A 16,492-nucleotide genomic window follows, 5' to 3' on the forward strand; every position below is an offset into this window, starting at 1 on the left:
TTAAAATTCTAAAGGTAAAATTATTCCCAAATGCGACAGAGCCATGTTCCCCGACTGAAGCAAAAAAATTGCTTTATTCCCAAAATAATAATTAGAAAACATTATAGAAATAAAGAAAGAAAAAGTCAGATTAAAAGACTAGATGTCACAAAATGTTACATTATATTCGCATAATCTAATTAACCGACAATTTCAAACCATTGCAGAAGCCTAAATAAAATGAGAAACATACTTTTTTATGTCACCGCAACATTTTTTTTAAATTATTCATATAGCCAAAACATCGAAAAATTTGCAGATAGCATTCGAAAAATCCATAATATCCCTGAACTTAATTATGCTGTGATTTCTTCGGAAAAAATTATAGAAATAAAAGCTTTGGGCGTAAAGAAAATAAATTCAGAATTGCACGCTGAATTATCTGACAGATTTAGGATCGGTTCAAACACAAAAACGATAACAAGCTATATTGCTGCGGTTTTAGTCAATGAGGGAAAAATTAAATGGGACACTAGATTTTTCGAATTGTTTCCTGAACTAAAAGCAAAAAGCGATCCAGCTTATTATGGCTTGACTCTGTGGGATTTAATAACTTTTCGCGCAAAAATAATGAAATGGTCATACGGAAATGAAATGCCAACCAAAAAGGAAGTATTTGGAACAAACCAAGAGCAGAGGTATAAACTAATCTCCTGGATCCTCCAACAGGAGCCGGTGAAAGAACCGCAAATAATTTATTGGGCAAATCCAAGCTATGTTGCAGCGGGATTAATGCTTGAAAAGGCGACGGGAAAAAATTATGAAACCTTAGTGAAGGAACTCGGAAAAGAATTAAATATAGAATTTGATTTTGGGCAGCCTAACTATAAAGATCAAAATCAGACTTGGGGACACAACGAAGATTTGGAACCTGAAATGCCTGCGGATAATTTTAAATTAAATTGGCTATCATCTGCTGGAAATATAAATGTCAGCTTACCTGATTATGCTAAATTTATACAAATGCAGCTTAAAGGGCTTTTAGGGAAATCAGATAAATTAAGTGCTGAACAGTTTAACTATATGCATTATGGGTTGCCAGAATTCGCATTTGGCTGGGAGTGGATGATTGAGGATGAAAGCAATTTGCGCTACTCGTTTCATAATGGAAATCCAGGAACATTTTTAACAAAAGTTTTCATCTGTAAAGATATTGACAAAGCATTTATAATATTTGCGAATGTCCAATGCGAAGAAGCTGATTTGGGAATGGAAGCCATATTTCATAAGTTAAATAGAATCTACAGCAATAATTTTCATAAATCTTAAATTAAATTGCGACATCCAAAGAAGTTATAAATTCGGCACCTAATGATGGCTGTAAAAATTCAATTATATTTTTCTGCTGCATAAAAGTGCCTTTATCTTAGCCTGTAATTTAATAGTAAATCTTAAGCTAATACAGGATAGAAATAAATCAATTTTTAACCTCAATCGAACGACAGTTAATGAGTTAAATTAGATATTTCAATTTATACAGAAAATTTGCAATTTAAATTTTTAAAACTTTACTAAAATATAATCTGAAACTGAAAAACTGTCTGCCAGTTTCCAACATATTCCGGTTTTTCTGCATTGTAAAAAGCTTGTGCCGCCGCAGAATAAAAAAGCTTGTTCTTATTGAAAGGGATTACATTTGTGACACAAAACCTAAATCGCATATAGTAATTCACAGATCCAAAGAAAGACAATTTTGCCTTAAGCATAATAATCTTTTCAAATCCTCGATAATAGTTGTAGAAGGTTCTGTCGCATCTGTCAGAATCAAATATAAAAATTGAAGTAATTTAAAAGTTAGCCCGCCAATTTACAGAATGATTTAAACATAGTTATCCCTGGTCTAACCATTTGATTCTTTCTCAGCATATGCACAACTTCAATTCCGCTCAATGTTCGTCTTGCCGATTCAAAACTTTTAAAGCCTAACCCATTTTGTATCCTCCATTTTATAAATCGATGGTCCTGTTCGACAATATTGTTGAGATATTTACACTGCCGGATTTTAATCTTTGTGAATGAACGTTTGTTATAGACTTTGATAGCGGCAGTATTAGAACCGCTTTTATCAATGTTTACTACTCTTGGTCTGTAGTTATTACTAATTGCTTTAATTAGAAATGACTGCGCACTCATTCTTTGTCTTTTTCTGGTCAAAAGAAAATCAACCGTATTGCCTAATTTATCTACTGCCCTATATAAATAACACCAAATACCTTTTACTTTGATGTAGGTCTCATCCAATCTCCAACTCTCCCCCACTCTGCCTTTTCTCTTCTTCATTTCTGCCTCAAGCAAAGGTGCAAACTTGTAAACCCAACGCTGAATCGTCGCATGATCCACAATGACTCCTCTAATCTTCATTAGTTCTTCAACATCACGGTAACTAAGTGTAAATCTTAGCTTGAAATATACTGCCTGAAGAATTATGTATTTTGGATAACAATGACCTTTAGTATTCATCTTTTGATCGGTTTAAAATTCTAAAGATAAAAGTTATTCCCAGATGCGACAGAACCAAATTAAGTATGCATTTTCATAATTACCATTTCTTGCGTTAAAGATATCATAATTTTTGCAAAAATCAATACATTGTAGCCTTTTTTCTCTTGCACTGCATATAAAAATCCGGGACCTTGCCGCGTCACTCCCTTGTCATATTCAATTAAAGACAATACAGTTCTCAAACCAGCCCGCATGTTTATTTGGTTATTAACAACCCTGTGTGCAAAGCTTTCAGGTCCTTTGCAGTCTTGCTTTGATTGCAGGCTGACATGCGACGATATGGAATAAGAATACGATTTCCTGTTAAATTTAGAATCATTCTAATGGCCTTATCGCCATATCCAAAGAGGATTTAAGCTAATTTTATTATGAATTTCAAGCCGCCTTAAATGAGTATTGCTGATAAAGACCGTATGCAGAGAGTCCTTATGGAAATAGATAAAAAAATCAACAGTTTGAACAATCAGAAAATAACTGCTTTATTTGATGCCATGGGACTCAGGGACAGAGAAGATATCCCCAAAGATTTCCTTGACTGGGAAAGCATCCTCATTGTTGTACCCAGCCGCAATATCCTGAATGAAATCAAAAATTTCAAAAATTCAATCTCCGGGATCTCTTTTGTGGTAAACCCCCATGCGCAGCAGATTCATATCTATGACTTCAACGAATGGAAAAACAGCACCAGAAATAAAACTCAATTCCAGATCAGGGAAATGATGAAAACCAATTTTGGCGGTACTCAAAAAAAATCTGAAGACCGCGACTGGGTAAAACTGCTAAATAAAAATTATGGAATCTGAAATTCATTACATCAACAGAAGCGGCTGGCTAAGGGCCGCAGTCCTTGGGGCAAATGACGGGATCCTTTCAACCACGAGCCTTACGATCGGTGTTGCAGCAGCAAGTGTAACCCGAGAACCTATTCTTCTCGCTGCAGTGGCAGGCCTGGTGGCAGGCGCCCTGTCCATGGCAGCAGGCGAATATGTATCAGTTAGCTCGCAGTCCGATGTTGAATCCGCTGATCTGGAAAGGGAAAAAATGGCCCTAAGGGATATGCCCCAGGAGGAACTGGAAGAATTGGCAGAGATTTATATAAAAAGAGGGCTCAATGAAAAATTGGCCAGGCAGGTGGCTTCTGAACTAATGGCTCATGACGCCCTAGAAGCCCACGCAAGGGATGAATTGGGGATCAACGAAATCACGCAGGCCAATCCCCTGACTGCCGCCTTTGCATCGGCAGTATCTTTTATCATTGGAGGTTTTCTTCCGCTGCTGGTGGCAATTTTTGCTCCCCTTAAAGACATGATTTTTTATCAATACGGTTTTTCGATTGTCTTTTTGGCTTTTTCAGGAATATTGGCCGCCAAGGCCGGAGGCTCAAATATCCCCAAAGCAGTCCTTCGGATCTGCATCTGGGGCACCTTTGCTATGGCAGCCTCAGCCCTGGTCGGATATATTTTTGGAGTCCAGACTGCCTGAAGCAAGAAAACAGGGCTTATAACCGCTTAAAACATTAATCTAATCTTAAGCGAACCGCAAAAATAACAAACCATACCTTTCGTTATTTCGTATATATCAAAAAAAGAAAAAGATGAAGCTGATTACTTTATTCCTTACAATGGCAATGGCGTTTTCCATAAACTGGGAACCCGATTTCAATAATGCGAAAAAAACTGCGGAAAAAGACCATAAACTGATCCTTCTGAACTTCTCGGGCTCAGACTGGTGCGGTCCATGCATTGTGCTTCGCAGGGATTATCTCGAAAGCCAGGGATTCACCGATATGGCAAATGAAAACCTGGTGCTGGTCAATGCTGATTTTCCAAGAAAAAAGAAAAATATAGGAACAGCTGATCAGGTAAAACGCAACGAGGATCTGGCCGAAATATACAACAAGGAAGGAAGCTTTCCCCTGACGCTTCTTCTTGATGCACATGGCAGGGTGATCAAAACCTGGCACGGAAAACCCGATGCATCGCCTGAACAGTGGACTGCCGAGATAAAAGCGATCTGTGAGAGCCGAAAATAACATAGCAAACAAGCAGAAATATTCGAAATCCCTAAAACTGATGGGCAACAGCTTTACCATAACAGTTGTTGCCGTGAATGAAAAAACAGGAAATGAGAATATCGATCTGGCCATTGAAGAAATCAGACGCATCGAAAGGCTTCTGACCACTTTTAAAGAAGACAGCCAGACCAATCTGATCAATGATAATGCAGGAATCAGGCCCGTAAAAGTGGATCTGGAAGTCTTCAGCCTTATCGAAAGGTCTATCGGAATTTCGAGAATCACACAAGGTGCATTTGATATTTCATACGGAAGCATCGACAAGAGCCTTTGGAATTTTGACAGAACCATGACGAGCCTTCCTGATGCCCAGACCGCTCTCAAAATGGTACACCTTATTGATTACCGAAATATCATCCTTGACAGGAAAAATACAACCGTATTCTTAAAAGAAAAAGGAATGAGGATCGGTTTTGGAGGTATCGGAAAAGGATATGCCGCAGAAATGGCAAAACAAATCCTTATAAAACATAATGTGCAGAGCGGCATCATCAATGCCAGCGGAGACCTTTCCGCCTGGGGACTGCAGCCCGACGGCAGGAAATGGACCATCGGGGTGGCCGATCCCGACTCGCCCAATGCCGCTTTTTCTTATATGGAAATATCCAACAAAGCTGTGGCGACATCCGGCAACTATGAAAAATTCGTGACCATTGACGGAAAAAAATATTCGCATACCATCGACCCAAAAACAGGTCTTCCCATAACTGGAATAAAAAGCGTCACTATTATAGCTTCAAATGCAGAATTTGCTGATGCAATGGCCACTCCAATTGCTGTTATGGGCATCAAGGCAGGCTTGTTTCTAATAGATCAGATCCCTGATCTGTACTGCATAATAATTGATGACCACAATAAAATTTACACATCCAAAAACATTAATCTGAAATGAAAAAGCCAAAGCAAAAAATTCCCGCACCATTATGCGGTACTGCTCTTGCCGTGCTGCTGCTTGCCTCCTGCTCTTCTGTGAAGGAATACCAGAAGGGAAAACTCAACGATTCTGAAATGGTGCTCTCCAACAGGAATATCGAAAAGACCGAACTCAGTTTCCAATCCTACCGCGAGGGAGCTTCCGGGGCGAATTCAGGAAAAAGCGGCGGCGGCTGCGGCTGCAACTAATATTCATACGCTGAAAAATGAAAAGAATATTCATAACAGGATATGCCTTATTGGCGTTGTTCCAGTTGAGGGCGCAAAACGTTCCCGCTGATTCAACGGCTTATAAAAGCAAAAAATTAAAACTCGAAGAGGTGAATCTGGTATCAAGCTATTACAAGCAGGACGGAAACAATTCTGCCGTTACAGGCGGAATCGGTTCGGAGCACCTTACCGATATTGCCAATACCATTGATGTAAAACTGGTAAAGTACGGCCAGACAGGGATCAAGCATACTTTTGATATTGAAGCGGGAATTGACCATTATACTTCTGCATCTTCAGACATGATTGATCTGAGTGCGAACTCATCTGCATCCTCTTCTGACAATCGCTTCTACCCTTCTTTGACTTATCTGAGAGAAAATGAAGAGAAAGGAAGAACTTACGCTGTTGGAGTTTCCTCTTCAACCGAGTTTGATTACCAGTCTTTTGGAGGGAATATCGCCTTCTCTCAAAAAACCAAAAACAAAAACGGTGAATTTACAGCCAGGTTTCAGACTTTTATCGATCAGCTGAAACTCATTGAGCCTGTTGAACTTCGTCCATCCGGAAGCGAGGGCTACGGCAGTGCCAATAGAAATACTTTTGCCGGAACACTGAGTTATTCCAAGATCATCAATAAAAATTTACAAATATTGCTTGTAGGAGATGTAATAAGCCAGAATGGCTACTTAAGCCTTCCTTTTCACAGGGTTTATTTTGCTGACGGCTCTGTTCATCAGGAGAAAATGCCTGACACCAGACTTAAAATTCCGCTTGGCATCAGGGCCAGTTATTTCTTCGGGGACAATATAATTATTCGTGCCTATTACAGATATTACACAGACGACTGGAGCCTGAAAGCGCATACCGCTGATCTTGAAATTCCGGTAAAATTGACCCAGGCCTTTTCATTAAGCCCGTTTTACCGCTATTACACCCAAAGCGGAACCAAGTATTTCAAGCCTTATGGCCAGCATACAGCCGCTGATGAATTCTACACCAGCAATTATGATCTGTCCAAGTTTGACAGCAGCTTCTTTGGAATGGGAATGAAATTTACTCCTCCAAATGGCATATTTGGTTTAAAACACTGGAATACTTTGGAGATTCGTTACGGCCATTATACCAGAACCACTAATATGACCTCGGATATTATCAGCATCAATATTAAATACAAATAAAATTAGAATAAAAACAAGGAGCCCGATTTTAATTTTAACGATCGGGCTTTGTATTTGTTTGAAACAACTCTATGGTTTTAAATCAAATAATAAAATTAGAGGGCTTAAATAATAAATGTAAATGACATTGCCCAAGCACAAATAAATTTAATATTATTGCATTTAAATATTAAATCTATAGAATAACTGTGGTGGAGTTCCCTCCAAAGTGCCACAAAAACTAAAGCGCTTTTACCAGTAATCGATCATTCCAAGTTGCGGCATACTCGTGGCACACAACTTTTCAAATGCCTCTTAAATTCATTAAACTTATACTCTTATCTACTAAGTTTGAATTGCAGGACATCCCTCTGATGAATCAGAAAACTTGTAAATTATTCCAAAAACAGATAGTTTTTTTCCTCACTTAATTACTTAATGACTTGCTGCTCCACTAAGGTCAATTATTGGTTTAGTTCTGAATTGTCTTTCTAGATTTTTAGCCCCGATTGCTTCGCCAGCTCGCTTCGCTCTTGTGCAGAGGAAATCCTTTTGTACCGTTTTTCGGCAAAAAAGATTGGAAAGTATAGCGGGAAAAGCTCCTGAAAACTTTTATTATGAAGTCACAGATAAATCCTGTCCGATCAACTGATCGAGCGGCGGCAGGGCCATTAAATCATCAGTCCACTGAAATTGCCATATTTCCAGCATTGGCTAATATTTTATGCTCAACTCATCGACTATGATCGGACTTGTTGAGATTCCCTGCTCGCTTATCAGGACGATGTATCCCCAATTGCTCACCTTACTGCGTTTTAGCTCATTGACCGTTTTTGAAACTTCCAAAGCATCGGGAAAGTGTTTGGAATATTTGGCTGCGGCATCCTCTTTGCTGACAAACCTGCCGTCAAAAAATGCTTTAATGATTATCTTCATAGGGCTTTTTTTATTAATAGATGATTTGCTGAGAGAAAGCCAAAGCCGTTTATCTTCCCTTATTTCAAGTGTTGTCCATAAAGCTCGTGCAATGAAACAGATATTGAAATAGCCTGTCGCCTAAAAACAGTCCGAAGGCGTGCTTTAATATGTTTTGCGATTTCTACGTTCAAAGGCCAGACCTTAAAATCGCGTTCAAGCAGAGCAATCCATATATGCCGAAACCTATGCCATTAAAGTTTCAGGGTCAGTCCTATCCCGGGCGAAAATCCTGAAACATTCCCGCCTCCTATTTCTACATAAACGCCCCATTTTTCGTTCCAAAACCATCTTCCGCCTATCTGCAGGCCTACATTGAAATCGCTTCCGTCATGGCCATTATTGCCATGGTCATCCCTCAAATCAAAAGAATAGCCTACGTTGGCTCCGCCATATACGTCCCAGGCATCATCAGTAATGCCAAATACATGGTCGAAATAATAATTTCCCTTTACCCCGGCATTGAGCCAGTCAAGATCCAGCGTGGTCCCGACTCCTGGGGCAATGGTTATGTCCCTGTGGACAGGTATTTCATAATTTATTCCTACAAGGCCAAAATTCAATTCCTTTCTGGCCTGCGCAAATACACTTGCAAAACATAATACTGCAAAAATTGATAGCGTAATTTTTCTCATGTTTTTTCTTTTTTAAATGTTACACTCAAATTTAATTAAATTGTCTAATAAAACTTTAAAAATAAGCAATACATATCACATTATCAAACAATTAAGATTGCAATACTCTTAGGAGAGAAATAAATCAATTTTTAGCTCTGATGGAACAACAATCAATTAATTCATGGCGTACAATGAAAGACAATCCTGCTTTAACTATAGTACGCCAATTTCTTCAAATCATCCAAAAATGATGTTGTAATTTGTCCAGTCGGGGTCACAAAGCCAAATGGCGCCAATTGAAGACAATTGGCGCCATTTTTTTTTTAAACATAATTGCTGATGGACCGCAAGCTGAAAATTGATTTATTTCTATAGTCCGCCGATTAAAAATAAACCAAAAAAAAAAAAAAATCTGATCTTTTTTTTAATTTTGAATAAACCAACTGTTAAAATGAAGAAAATAGTATTTATGCTAATGCTTGTCTTTAGCGCGGCCGCATTCTCCCAAACCTCAAAAGAGCTGCTGGGCAAATGGAAACTTGTAAAACAGACAAAAAATGGACAGGTGACCCAGCCTGAGGATACCTATCAGGTATTTATGGACAATAATGTCTTCCAAGGGATCGCAGGGGATAAAACAAGAAAAGGCAAATGGAAACTGTCCAAAGACAATCAGTTTCTCACCATCAGCATCAGCGTGGTATCGGTCAGATTCAAAATCCTCTATTTTGACGCAGACAAAAGAACCATAAGCAGCCCCGAGCTAGGCACACTGGAATATGAAAAGGCAAACTGATGCATTTATGGTGAATTGCAAGAACTGTAACCACTCGTTCACCGGCAGATTCTGCAGCAACTGCGGACAGCCGGCCGACACCCACAAGATCAACCTGCACTTTCTTTGGCATGATATACAGCACGGCCTTTTCCATTTTGACAAAGGCGTTTTCTATACTGTCAAAGAGCTCTTCACAAGACCCGGGCACAGCATCAGGGAGTTTATTGAGGGCAGAAGAGTGAACCACTTCAAGCCCGTTTCAATGGTGATCCTTCTTGCGACCCTATACGGGCTGCTTTACCATCATTACGGCATCAATCTCTTTGTGCCGAGAACAGAAGACTCGAAAGAACTGTCTGAATATATCAACCATTGGACATCCAATCATTATTCGTGGTATACACTGGCCACCATCCCCCTATTCAGTCTGGGGACCTATATAAGCTTTAAAAGCCAGAAGTACAATTATTTTGAGTATCTGGTCTTAAATACCTTTAAAGCATCCCAGAGGCTGGTGCTCCATCTCGTAACTTTCCCCCTTCTGGTGTACTGCAATGGCAAGCCATCTTTGGATACCCTAATATATGCCTACTATGCTGCGGATCTATTTTTAATCTACTGGACCAATTTCCAGTTTTTCAATAAAATGGGCTGGTGGAAAGTATTGCTGCTATCCATTTGCAGCCACCTGATCATGGTATTCACCCTGATTTTAATTTTAACATCCATTATACTTATAATTTCCTAAACATTTTAAAACCATGAAAAACTTAACTATTCTCTTTGCCGTTCTGGCCCTGTCTTTTTCCAATGCCAATGCCCAAAAAATCAAAGATGGGGAAACCGTTGACCTAAACGGCCTGTCTGTAACATTCAGCATCACCAATAAAGAGTCCGTGACTGTAGGGGGCAAAAATTTTGAGCGCTATAAGGTAAGCGCCAATCTTGTCAATAATTCCGACAAAAGCTTCAACATCCGTATGAACACTTTCCCTCAGGTCACATCCAATGCCGGCCTTGTGGAATTGGACTGCATCAACGCGACAGGCGCGAAATTGACCTCAAAGAAAATTGAGCTCAAATTAAAAGCGCACAATGTAAGCGCCACATACTGGTATTATAATAAAGAGGGCAAATACGTAAGCGGCGTGCTGCCTGTAATTGCAGGCTATTATTTAGATCCGGGAGACAGCGTAAATAACACCGCGATTTTTATTGTTCCTCAGGGAGAGGCACCTGATGTGACGCTTCGCAAACTTTAAAAAAACTCTGGCTGAGGTATAGATTTTAAAACTATATCTGGCAAGGAAAAAGTTAACAATAAATTAAACGAATGCTTTAAACCGGCGGTTTAAAGCTTTTTTTTTATTTTTAACCGAATGTGCACATTCGCCAATTTTTGATGCGCATGAAGAATATGAAGTTTTTATTTGTATTTTTCTAATCATTAGCACCGGTCTAGCATTCCATCATGCCTCACTGAAGCTTTTCAGCGCTTTGCTACTGAATGGGATTGCTTTTGTGCCGCATAAGCCTAAATTTTATAAAGCAATTCACAAAGCCAAAGAAAGACAATTCTTGCCTTAAGCTCAACAATCTTTTCAAATCCTCCATAAAATTTGTAAATTTATATATCAGTTTAATACAATAAATCAATTGAGTTTTTATAATTTTTTGCATCAATCCCCAACAGGACATCTAAACCAAATTCATAACGCCAATGAAAGACAGACACTACATATAGAAGGCCAATTTCTTCAAATCATCCAAAAATGATGTTGTAATTTGTCCTGTCCCCGTCACTAAAAACGTTAATTTTTAGGAATTAACGTTTTTTTTATGCCTTCATTCTACACTATTAATTTCCTTTAAAAAAAAATAAGCAGTTTATACTTATCAGATTATTAAACCTTCGTTTGTTGATGAAAATTTTTATTTTCTTAAGATTTCCTTAAGATATTTCAATTTCTTTAAAACCAAATTAATCCACAACAGCAAGAATACTTCTAAATATCAAACACTTACAATTCATATTTAGATAAATATTGGTAACTGTAATCCAAATATCATGATTTTAAGATTGTGTGAACTACTCTATTTGTTTATTTTTGACTATTTTAATTAAGTCTAAATAAGTAAAAATGAAATTCTATCTACCCTTTATACTGCTTCTTATAGCAGCAAATTCTCTATCCGCAAAGACAAATAAAAATAATTCAGAACAACAAGCTGTTCAAGATACAATCAAAGAAAAATCAAAATCTGATAATGAATTGCACGAAGTTGTAATCTCTGCAACCAGACAGCCTGAAAGTTTGGATCAAGTTCCTTCTTCGGTAACTCTTATTTCTAAAAAACAGCTTCAGCAACAGTTAAGCATAAGCACTAATCTTAGTGACATTCTAGGTGCCTCAGTTCCCGGACTGGGATTCAGTACCAATAGAACCTCTAACTTAGGGCAAACTCTACGAGGACGTCGTGTTCTAGTAATGATTGATGGAATTCCACAATCTACACCTTTAAGAGATGGCGCTAAAGATATCCGTTCACTTGATCCTGCGGCCTTAGATCGTGTGGAAGTCATCAAAGGAGCAACTGCTATTTATGGTAACGGTGCCGACGGAGGTTTAATTAACTACATTACTAAAAAAGCAGATCAGAATAAAGCTTTCAGCGGAACTACTGAAGCAGGAAGTGCTTTTTCATTAATTAAACCAAAGGAAACTGCGGGATTCTTTATATCGCAACTCTTCAGCGGTAAAATCAATAAATTTGATTATGTGGTCAGTGGCCGTTATGAAGAAACAGGTCTTTATCGTGATGCAAAAGGAAGAGTTCTTTCGCCAGATTATGGTATGAATGACCTGCGAAACTGGAATGCATTTGCGAAACTTGGCTATGACTTCAATCCAGATAATCGTCTAGAAGTTATGTATAATTATTATAAAAGTACTCAGATTACCGACTACATCGCAAAGGCTGGTGTTTATGGAAACTTCGACAAACCGACCATTGGAGTTATAGGTCAAAGACCTGGAGAACCTGAAGGAACTCCATACAACCACAATGCAAGTTTAACTTATACTGGAAAAAATATTATAGGCCATACAGATCTGAGCGCCGTTTTATATTTTCAAGATTATTTAACTGTAATTAATTACAGCGATTTTTTTGAAAATAATGGTCAACCTGCAACTCAAAGTAAAAAGTTCGGATTCCGTCTCAATATGAACAGTCCTTATGAGGTGAGCAGTCTGATTAATGGAAATATAACCTACGGACTCGACATTCTTTCTGATATAACAGATACTCACCTAACTGATGGAAGACTAGTTATCCCAGAAATGAAAATGTCTAATCTAGCTCCTTATTTCCAGATCAAAAATATGTTCGGACCTAATTTAGTTCTGAAAACAGGTTTAAGACTAGAGAATGTTCATATTTCTGTACCTGATTATACTACAATTGCAATTCGCAATTATGTAACAAGCACTTATGTTGGCGGCGGTATCGCTGTAAATGGCGGAGATTTAAATTTTAACACCTTGATGTTTAATGCGGGACTTCGATATACGAAATGGAATGCTTTTAAGCCGTTTGCTAGTTTTTCACAAAGTTTCAGTGTTGCCGATTTAGGTCTTGTATTGCGCGCGGCGAAAGAAAATACGGTAAGCAATACCTCTATTAAAGCAGTAGTAGCCAATAATTACGAAGTAGGATTCTCAGGCTCTGTTTCTGATTTATCTTATGAAGGAGCTGTTTATTATAGCACTTCTAAACTAGGCGCTTCTTATGTGTATGTCGACGGAAATCCACAGATTTCACGTTCACCAGAGAAAATTTATGGTTTTGAATTTGGAGCGAAATACAGATTTCACCCAAAATTTGATCTTGGAGCAAACTATTCTTATACGGAAGGTAAACGAGAAACTGCTACAGGAGAAGTATATCTTGGAGGAGATCGCATCAATCCGCCTAAATTAACTGCTTTTGCAGCATATAGACCAATAGAGAACTGGTCAATCTTTACCCAAATGATTAATACTTCTGGAAGAGATAGATTTGAACCAGTAAACGGTGCGTATACTTATGGTACAGGTCCTATTAAAGCATTTACTGCTTTTAATCTTTCAACAAGCTATATTTTCAGAGAAAAAACAACGCTTCGTTTGGGAGTCGAAAATTTGTTTAACAAAGATTACTTTTCTGTAATCTCTCAATGGCAAGTCAATAATATGAGCTATGTTAAAGAAAACGGGACTCGCATGACTGTAAGTCTTTCTCATTCTTTCTAAAAATTATTATTCTTATTATCATAAAGTTTTTCAAAAAGAAAATCTTCGATAGATTGTTACCTTGTTTTTTTATTTTTTTTGATCAAAAGCTGTCCTTTGCGGACAGCTTTTTTTATTTTCTGACCATTATTTAAAAATATTCAGTTCTTCATTGTAAACAGGACTTCCTATATTTAGAAAATTTAAAACACTATGAAACACATGATTTTGCGATACTGTTTCATTTGGCTTAAGCTGTTTTGAATTATCTGATACCCAAACAATAAAAGGAATTTCATATTGTTCTTTAGGAGCAATACTCAAAGGCACGCCATGCATATACAAGTTCTTTTCTCCTAAAGATTCTCCGTGATCTGAAACAAAAATCATAGTGCTTTTGTATTCTTTTAATTCTTTTAAATCATCAATAATTTTAGAAAGAATATAATCGGTATAAACGATGGTATTATCATAGGCATTCATCAATTCCTGCTGAGAGCATTTACCCAATTCTACACTGTTGCAAACAGGTTTAAAAGACTCAAATCTTGGCGGATATTTCTTGCTGTACAAAGGCCCGTGACTGGTGCTGGTATGCAATACAATTAATACTTTATTCTTTTTACTGGATAATATCTGTTCTTTCAGTCCCGTGAGCAAGATTTCATCATAATTGCATCCTTCTCCTTTGCAGTCCTTCATCAAATATTCCCTATTTTGATAATTTTTGATATGAACAGGAGGCTCTCCCCAATTTGTTGTTCTCCAAATGACTTCTACATTATTCCTGTAAAGATAATTTGGAAGAATCTCATACAAATCATCAGAATTGGTATGTTCTAAAATACACTTAACACCAGCTGTTGTATAGGTTGCACATGACGAAGCATCAAAATGAAAGAGGTTCTTTTGTGCAGACAAAAACGGATTAGTATTTTTCTTGTAACCGTAAAGAGAAAAATTCTGTCTTCTCGCCGATTCACCAATAACCAAAACAACAACCGATTTCTGATTATCTTTTATAGTAGCTTTTGGCAGTAAAATTTCTTTTTCATTCTTTTTGTATTTGTGGATGTAAAAAAGCGAAATGTTTACCGAATAAGACCATGGCATTGCAAGTCCGCCTAATTTTTTGGAGTTTTTATCAATCCAAAGCCAATTGCTTGCATTTGCAAAAACTAAAACAGCAATAAATAGTAAGGTAAGTGAGGAAAGAGTCAAAAACTTTCGCAATGAATCTTTTATTATTTGTGCTTTTACAATGAAAATTGCAGGAATAACGCCTAGAAAAATAATGTAAAGGACTAATTTAATCGAGAAAAAACTGCTAGATTCTTCAAAATTGGTATTCAGTATATTGCCAATCATGCTTTCATCAATTATAACACTGTAAGTATTAATAAAATAAACTGCAACAGAATTAATCAGAAAGAAAATCGTAAGTAAAAATTTTCCAAGATTACGAGAAAGAGAAAAAAACAAATAAAAAACAAAAGCATTTAAAACCAGCATTAATATTATTAAGCTGATAATCAATACTAATCCGTTAAAACTTTTGTAATCAACATTATTAAAAACATAGCTGTAAAATGGCAAGTGAAAGAATAAAAAATTCAAAAAACTCATTAGTAAAACAAAATGAGTAAGTCGCAGGTTATTTTTTAACATAGATATAAATGATTAAAAACAATGATACAGCCACGCAAATTAAAGCGTAATAAAAAATTAATAAATTCTCAGAAAGTATTCTACAGATTAACGAAATGCAACATCCCAAAAACAACAGCATAAAAATAGGATAATATTTTTTGTCATTAATCCATGTCCAAATTTTATACTTTCTGTTGATAAAAATACCCGAAAGTCCTGCAATATATCCTATAATTCCTCCTGTAATAACATCAATCGGATAATGTGCCCCAACACCTACTCTTGTAAAAATCAGAATCAATCCCATTATAACAATAAAAAAAGACCAAATAAATTTATACGACAGTTTCTTTGGCATAAATCCATACAGTAAAACCGACAATATTGTAAATATAGTTATCGAATGTCCTGATGGTAGACTATTATGTCCGCAAACAGCCTTACCTACGATATAAAAACTGTTATTATTAAAAACTGCTGCTGGTCGTGGAACTGCGAATGCCTTTTTCAATACACACGAAAATATAAGCGAAACAAGCAATCCTGAAAGTAACGATTCCCAAACTTTTGGAGCAAAAACAAATAAACTGCTTAAAAATGATAAAAAAATCATTGCATCTCCAAACTGTGTTAAATTGTACTCAAGTTTTGGATAGTGTCCTAAATAATAATTTATAGTGTAGAAACTCTTCTTTTGAATCTCAATATAACTGTTAACTGTCATCGCGTTATGACAGTATAAAAATAGCATTATCGCAGTTAAGAGAAACAGCGGAATAAAAAATGAAGAAAGTCTAAGTTTTGAATAATTAAGAATAATATTGGTATTCATTATATTTCTGGGTAAGAATTATGTATTAATTTAGATGAATCAAATAGTACTGCTGTGGCGGTAAAAACACTAGGAACCAATCCATCTTTTAGGAGAATTTGAAGTATAAAAAGCAGAGAGAAAAATCGGAGAACTACTTTGAGTCAGAATAAATTCTAAACTTGGATTAAGATTTAAAGAATCTATAAATGCTGAATTCAGGTTTTTACTTTTAAAAACAAAAAAAGTAATCTGCGTAAGAAATAAAAGAGAAAAGCAAAGTATTGAAACCGATGAGAGAATATAGATTCTACGGCATCTATGCTTAATTAATCTGTTCCTGCCTTTCATGTTTAATTATTAAAAACAGGCCAAAGGAATTTGTCAATTTAGAAGAAATTTAGAATTTTTGATAGGTTCTATTTTTATTTGCAAAAGATTAACGAATAGGTCTCAAAAACTTTACATT

The 16,492-nt window shown here is 36.8% G+C and carries 16 protein-coding genes; 11 read left to right on the plus strand and 5 right to left on the minus strand.

Going from position 1 to position 16,492, the window contains the following annotated elements; translation table 11 throughout:
- Window positions 1-219 precede the first annotated feature (219 nt).
- Window positions 220-1,308 (plus strand): serine hydrolase domain-containing protein, encoded by a 1,089-nt coding sequence (locus AC5ZCW_RS01365; protein ID WP_496117404.1) that lies wholly within the window; start codon window positions 220-222, stop codon window positions 1,306-1,308.
- Between the two features lie 525 nt (window positions 1,309-1,833).
- Here the strand turns inward: AC5ZCW_RS01365 and AC5ZCW_RS01370 are convergent.
- Window positions 1,834-2,499: an IS6 family transposase gene (locus tag AC5ZCW_RS01370; RefSeq protein ID WP_278021729.1), complete on the minus strand. Its 666-nt coding sequence runs from the start codon at window positions 2,497-2,499 to the stop codon at window positions 1,834-1,836.
- A gap of 431 nt (window positions 2,500-2,930) precedes the next feature.
- Between AC5ZCW_RS01370 and AC5ZCW_RS01375 the strand changes: the two genes are divergently transcribed.
- The 6 genes from AC5ZCW_RS01375 to AC5ZCW_RS01400 all read left to right on the plus strand — a co-directional run bounded on the left by AC5ZCW_RS01375 (window position 2,931) and on the right by AC5ZCW_RS01400 (window position 6,939).
- A complete protein-coding gene (locus tag AC5ZCW_RS01375; RefSeq protein WP_129053234.1) occupies window positions 2,931-3,344 on the plus strand; it encodes a hypothetical protein in 414 nt (137 codons plus the stop codon).
- Window positions 3,334-4,023, plus strand: coding sequence for a VIT1/CCC1 transporter family protein (locus AC5ZCW_RS01380; RefSeq protein WP_281632460.1), 690 nt, complete (start codon window positions 3,334-3,336; stop codon window positions 4,021-4,023). The genes AC5ZCW_RS01375 and AC5ZCW_RS01380 overlap by 11 nt, the downstream gene beginning before the upstream one ends.
- Window positions 4,024-4,135: 112 nt before the next feature.
- Window positions 4,136-4,573, plus strand: coding sequence for a thioredoxin family protein (locus AC5ZCW_RS01385; RefSeq protein ID WP_129053232.1), 438 nt, complete (start codon window positions 4,136-4,138; stop codon window positions 4,571-4,573).
- Window positions 4,557-5,507 (plus strand): FAD:protein FMN transferase, encoded by a 951-nt coding sequence (locus AC5ZCW_RS01390; RefSeq protein WP_241687382.1) that lies wholly within the window; start codon window positions 4,557-4,559, stop codon window positions 5,505-5,507. Before AC5ZCW_RS01385 ends, AC5ZCW_RS01390 begins: the two co-directional genes overlap by 17 nt.
- Window positions 5,504-5,737, plus strand: coding sequence for a DUF4266 domain-containing protein (locus tag AC5ZCW_RS01395; RefSeq protein ID WP_496117408.1), 234 nt, complete (start codon window positions 5,504-5,506; stop codon window positions 5,735-5,737). Before AC5ZCW_RS01390 ends, AC5ZCW_RS01395 begins: the two co-directional genes overlap by 4 nt.
- Window positions 5,738-5,754: 17 nt before the next feature.
- The gene (locus tag AC5ZCW_RS01400; RefSeq protein ID WP_496117410.1) at window positions 5,755-6,939 is read left to right on the plus strand and encodes a DUF3570 domain-containing protein; all 1,185 of its coding nucleotides are present in this window, start codon (window positions 5,755-5,757) and stop codon (window positions 6,937-6,939) included.
- 693 nt (window positions 6,940-7,632) lie between these two features.
- Here AC5ZCW_RS01400 and AC5ZCW_RS01405 read toward each other — a convergent pair.
- Entirely contained in the window at window positions 7,633-7,854 is a 222-nt protein-coding gene (locus AC5ZCW_RS01405; RefSeq protein ID WP_496117412.1) for a hypothetical protein, read from the minus strand.
- Window positions 7,855-8,087: 233 nt separating this feature from the next.
- Window positions 8,088-8,528, minus strand: coding sequence for a putative outer membrane beta-barrel protein (locus AC5ZCW_RS01410; protein WP_281632455.1), 441 nt, complete (start codon window positions 8,526-8,528; stop codon window positions 8,088-8,090).
- A 433-nt stretch (window positions 8,529-8,961) separates the two neighbouring features.
- On the opposite strand from AC5ZCW_RS01410, the gene AC5ZCW_RS01415 reads away from it, so the two are divergent.
- The 4 genes from AC5ZCW_RS01415 (at window position 8,962) to AC5ZCW_RS01430 (ending at window position 13,583) form a co-directional block, all read left to right on the plus strand.
- On the plus strand, window positions 8,962-9,306 hold the full coding sequence (locus AC5ZCW_RS01415) for a hypothetical protein (protein WP_274256634.1): 345 nt from the start codon (window positions 8,962-8,964) through the stop codon (window positions 9,304-9,306).
- 7 nt (window positions 9,307-9,313) lie between these two features.
- Window positions 9,314-10,036: a DUF3667 domain-containing protein gene (locus tag AC5ZCW_RS01420; protein WP_496117415.1), complete on the plus strand. Its 723-nt coding sequence runs from the start codon at window positions 9,314-9,316 to the stop codon at window positions 10,034-10,036.
- A 13-nt stretch (window positions 10,037-10,049) separates the two neighbouring features.
- Window positions 10,050-10,550 (plus strand): hypothetical protein, encoded by a 501-nt coding sequence (locus tag AC5ZCW_RS01425; RefSeq protein ID WP_496117417.1) that lies wholly within the window; start codon window positions 10,050-10,052, stop codon window positions 10,548-10,550.
- A gap of 879 nt (window positions 10,551-11,429) precedes the next feature.
- A complete protein-coding gene (locus AC5ZCW_RS01430) occupies window positions 11,430-13,583 on the plus strand; it encodes a TonB-dependent receptor (protein ID WP_496117419.1) in 2,154 nt (717 codons plus the stop codon).
- Window positions 13,584-13,709: 126 nt separating this feature from the next.
- Here AC5ZCW_RS01430 and eptA read toward each other — a convergent pair whose 3' ends face one another.
- Window positions 13,710-15,230 (minus strand): phosphoethanolamine--lipid A transferase EptA, encoded by a 1,521-nt coding sequence (gene eptA / locus AC5ZCW_RS01435; RefSeq protein WP_496117421.1) that lies wholly within the window; start codon window positions 15,228-15,230, stop codon window positions 13,710-13,712.
- The gene (locus AC5ZCW_RS01440) at window positions 15,217-16,044 is read right to left on the minus strand and encodes a phosphatase PAP2 family protein (RefSeq protein WP_343544419.1); all 828 of its coding nucleotides are present in this window, start codon (window positions 16,042-16,044) and stop codon (window positions 15,217-15,219) included. Before AC5ZCW_RS01440 ends, eptA begins: the two co-directional genes overlap by 14 nt.
- Window positions 16,045-16,492 lie beyond the last annotated feature (448 nt).

Source organism: Flavobacterium sp. PLA-DH12 (assembly GCF_059511845.1).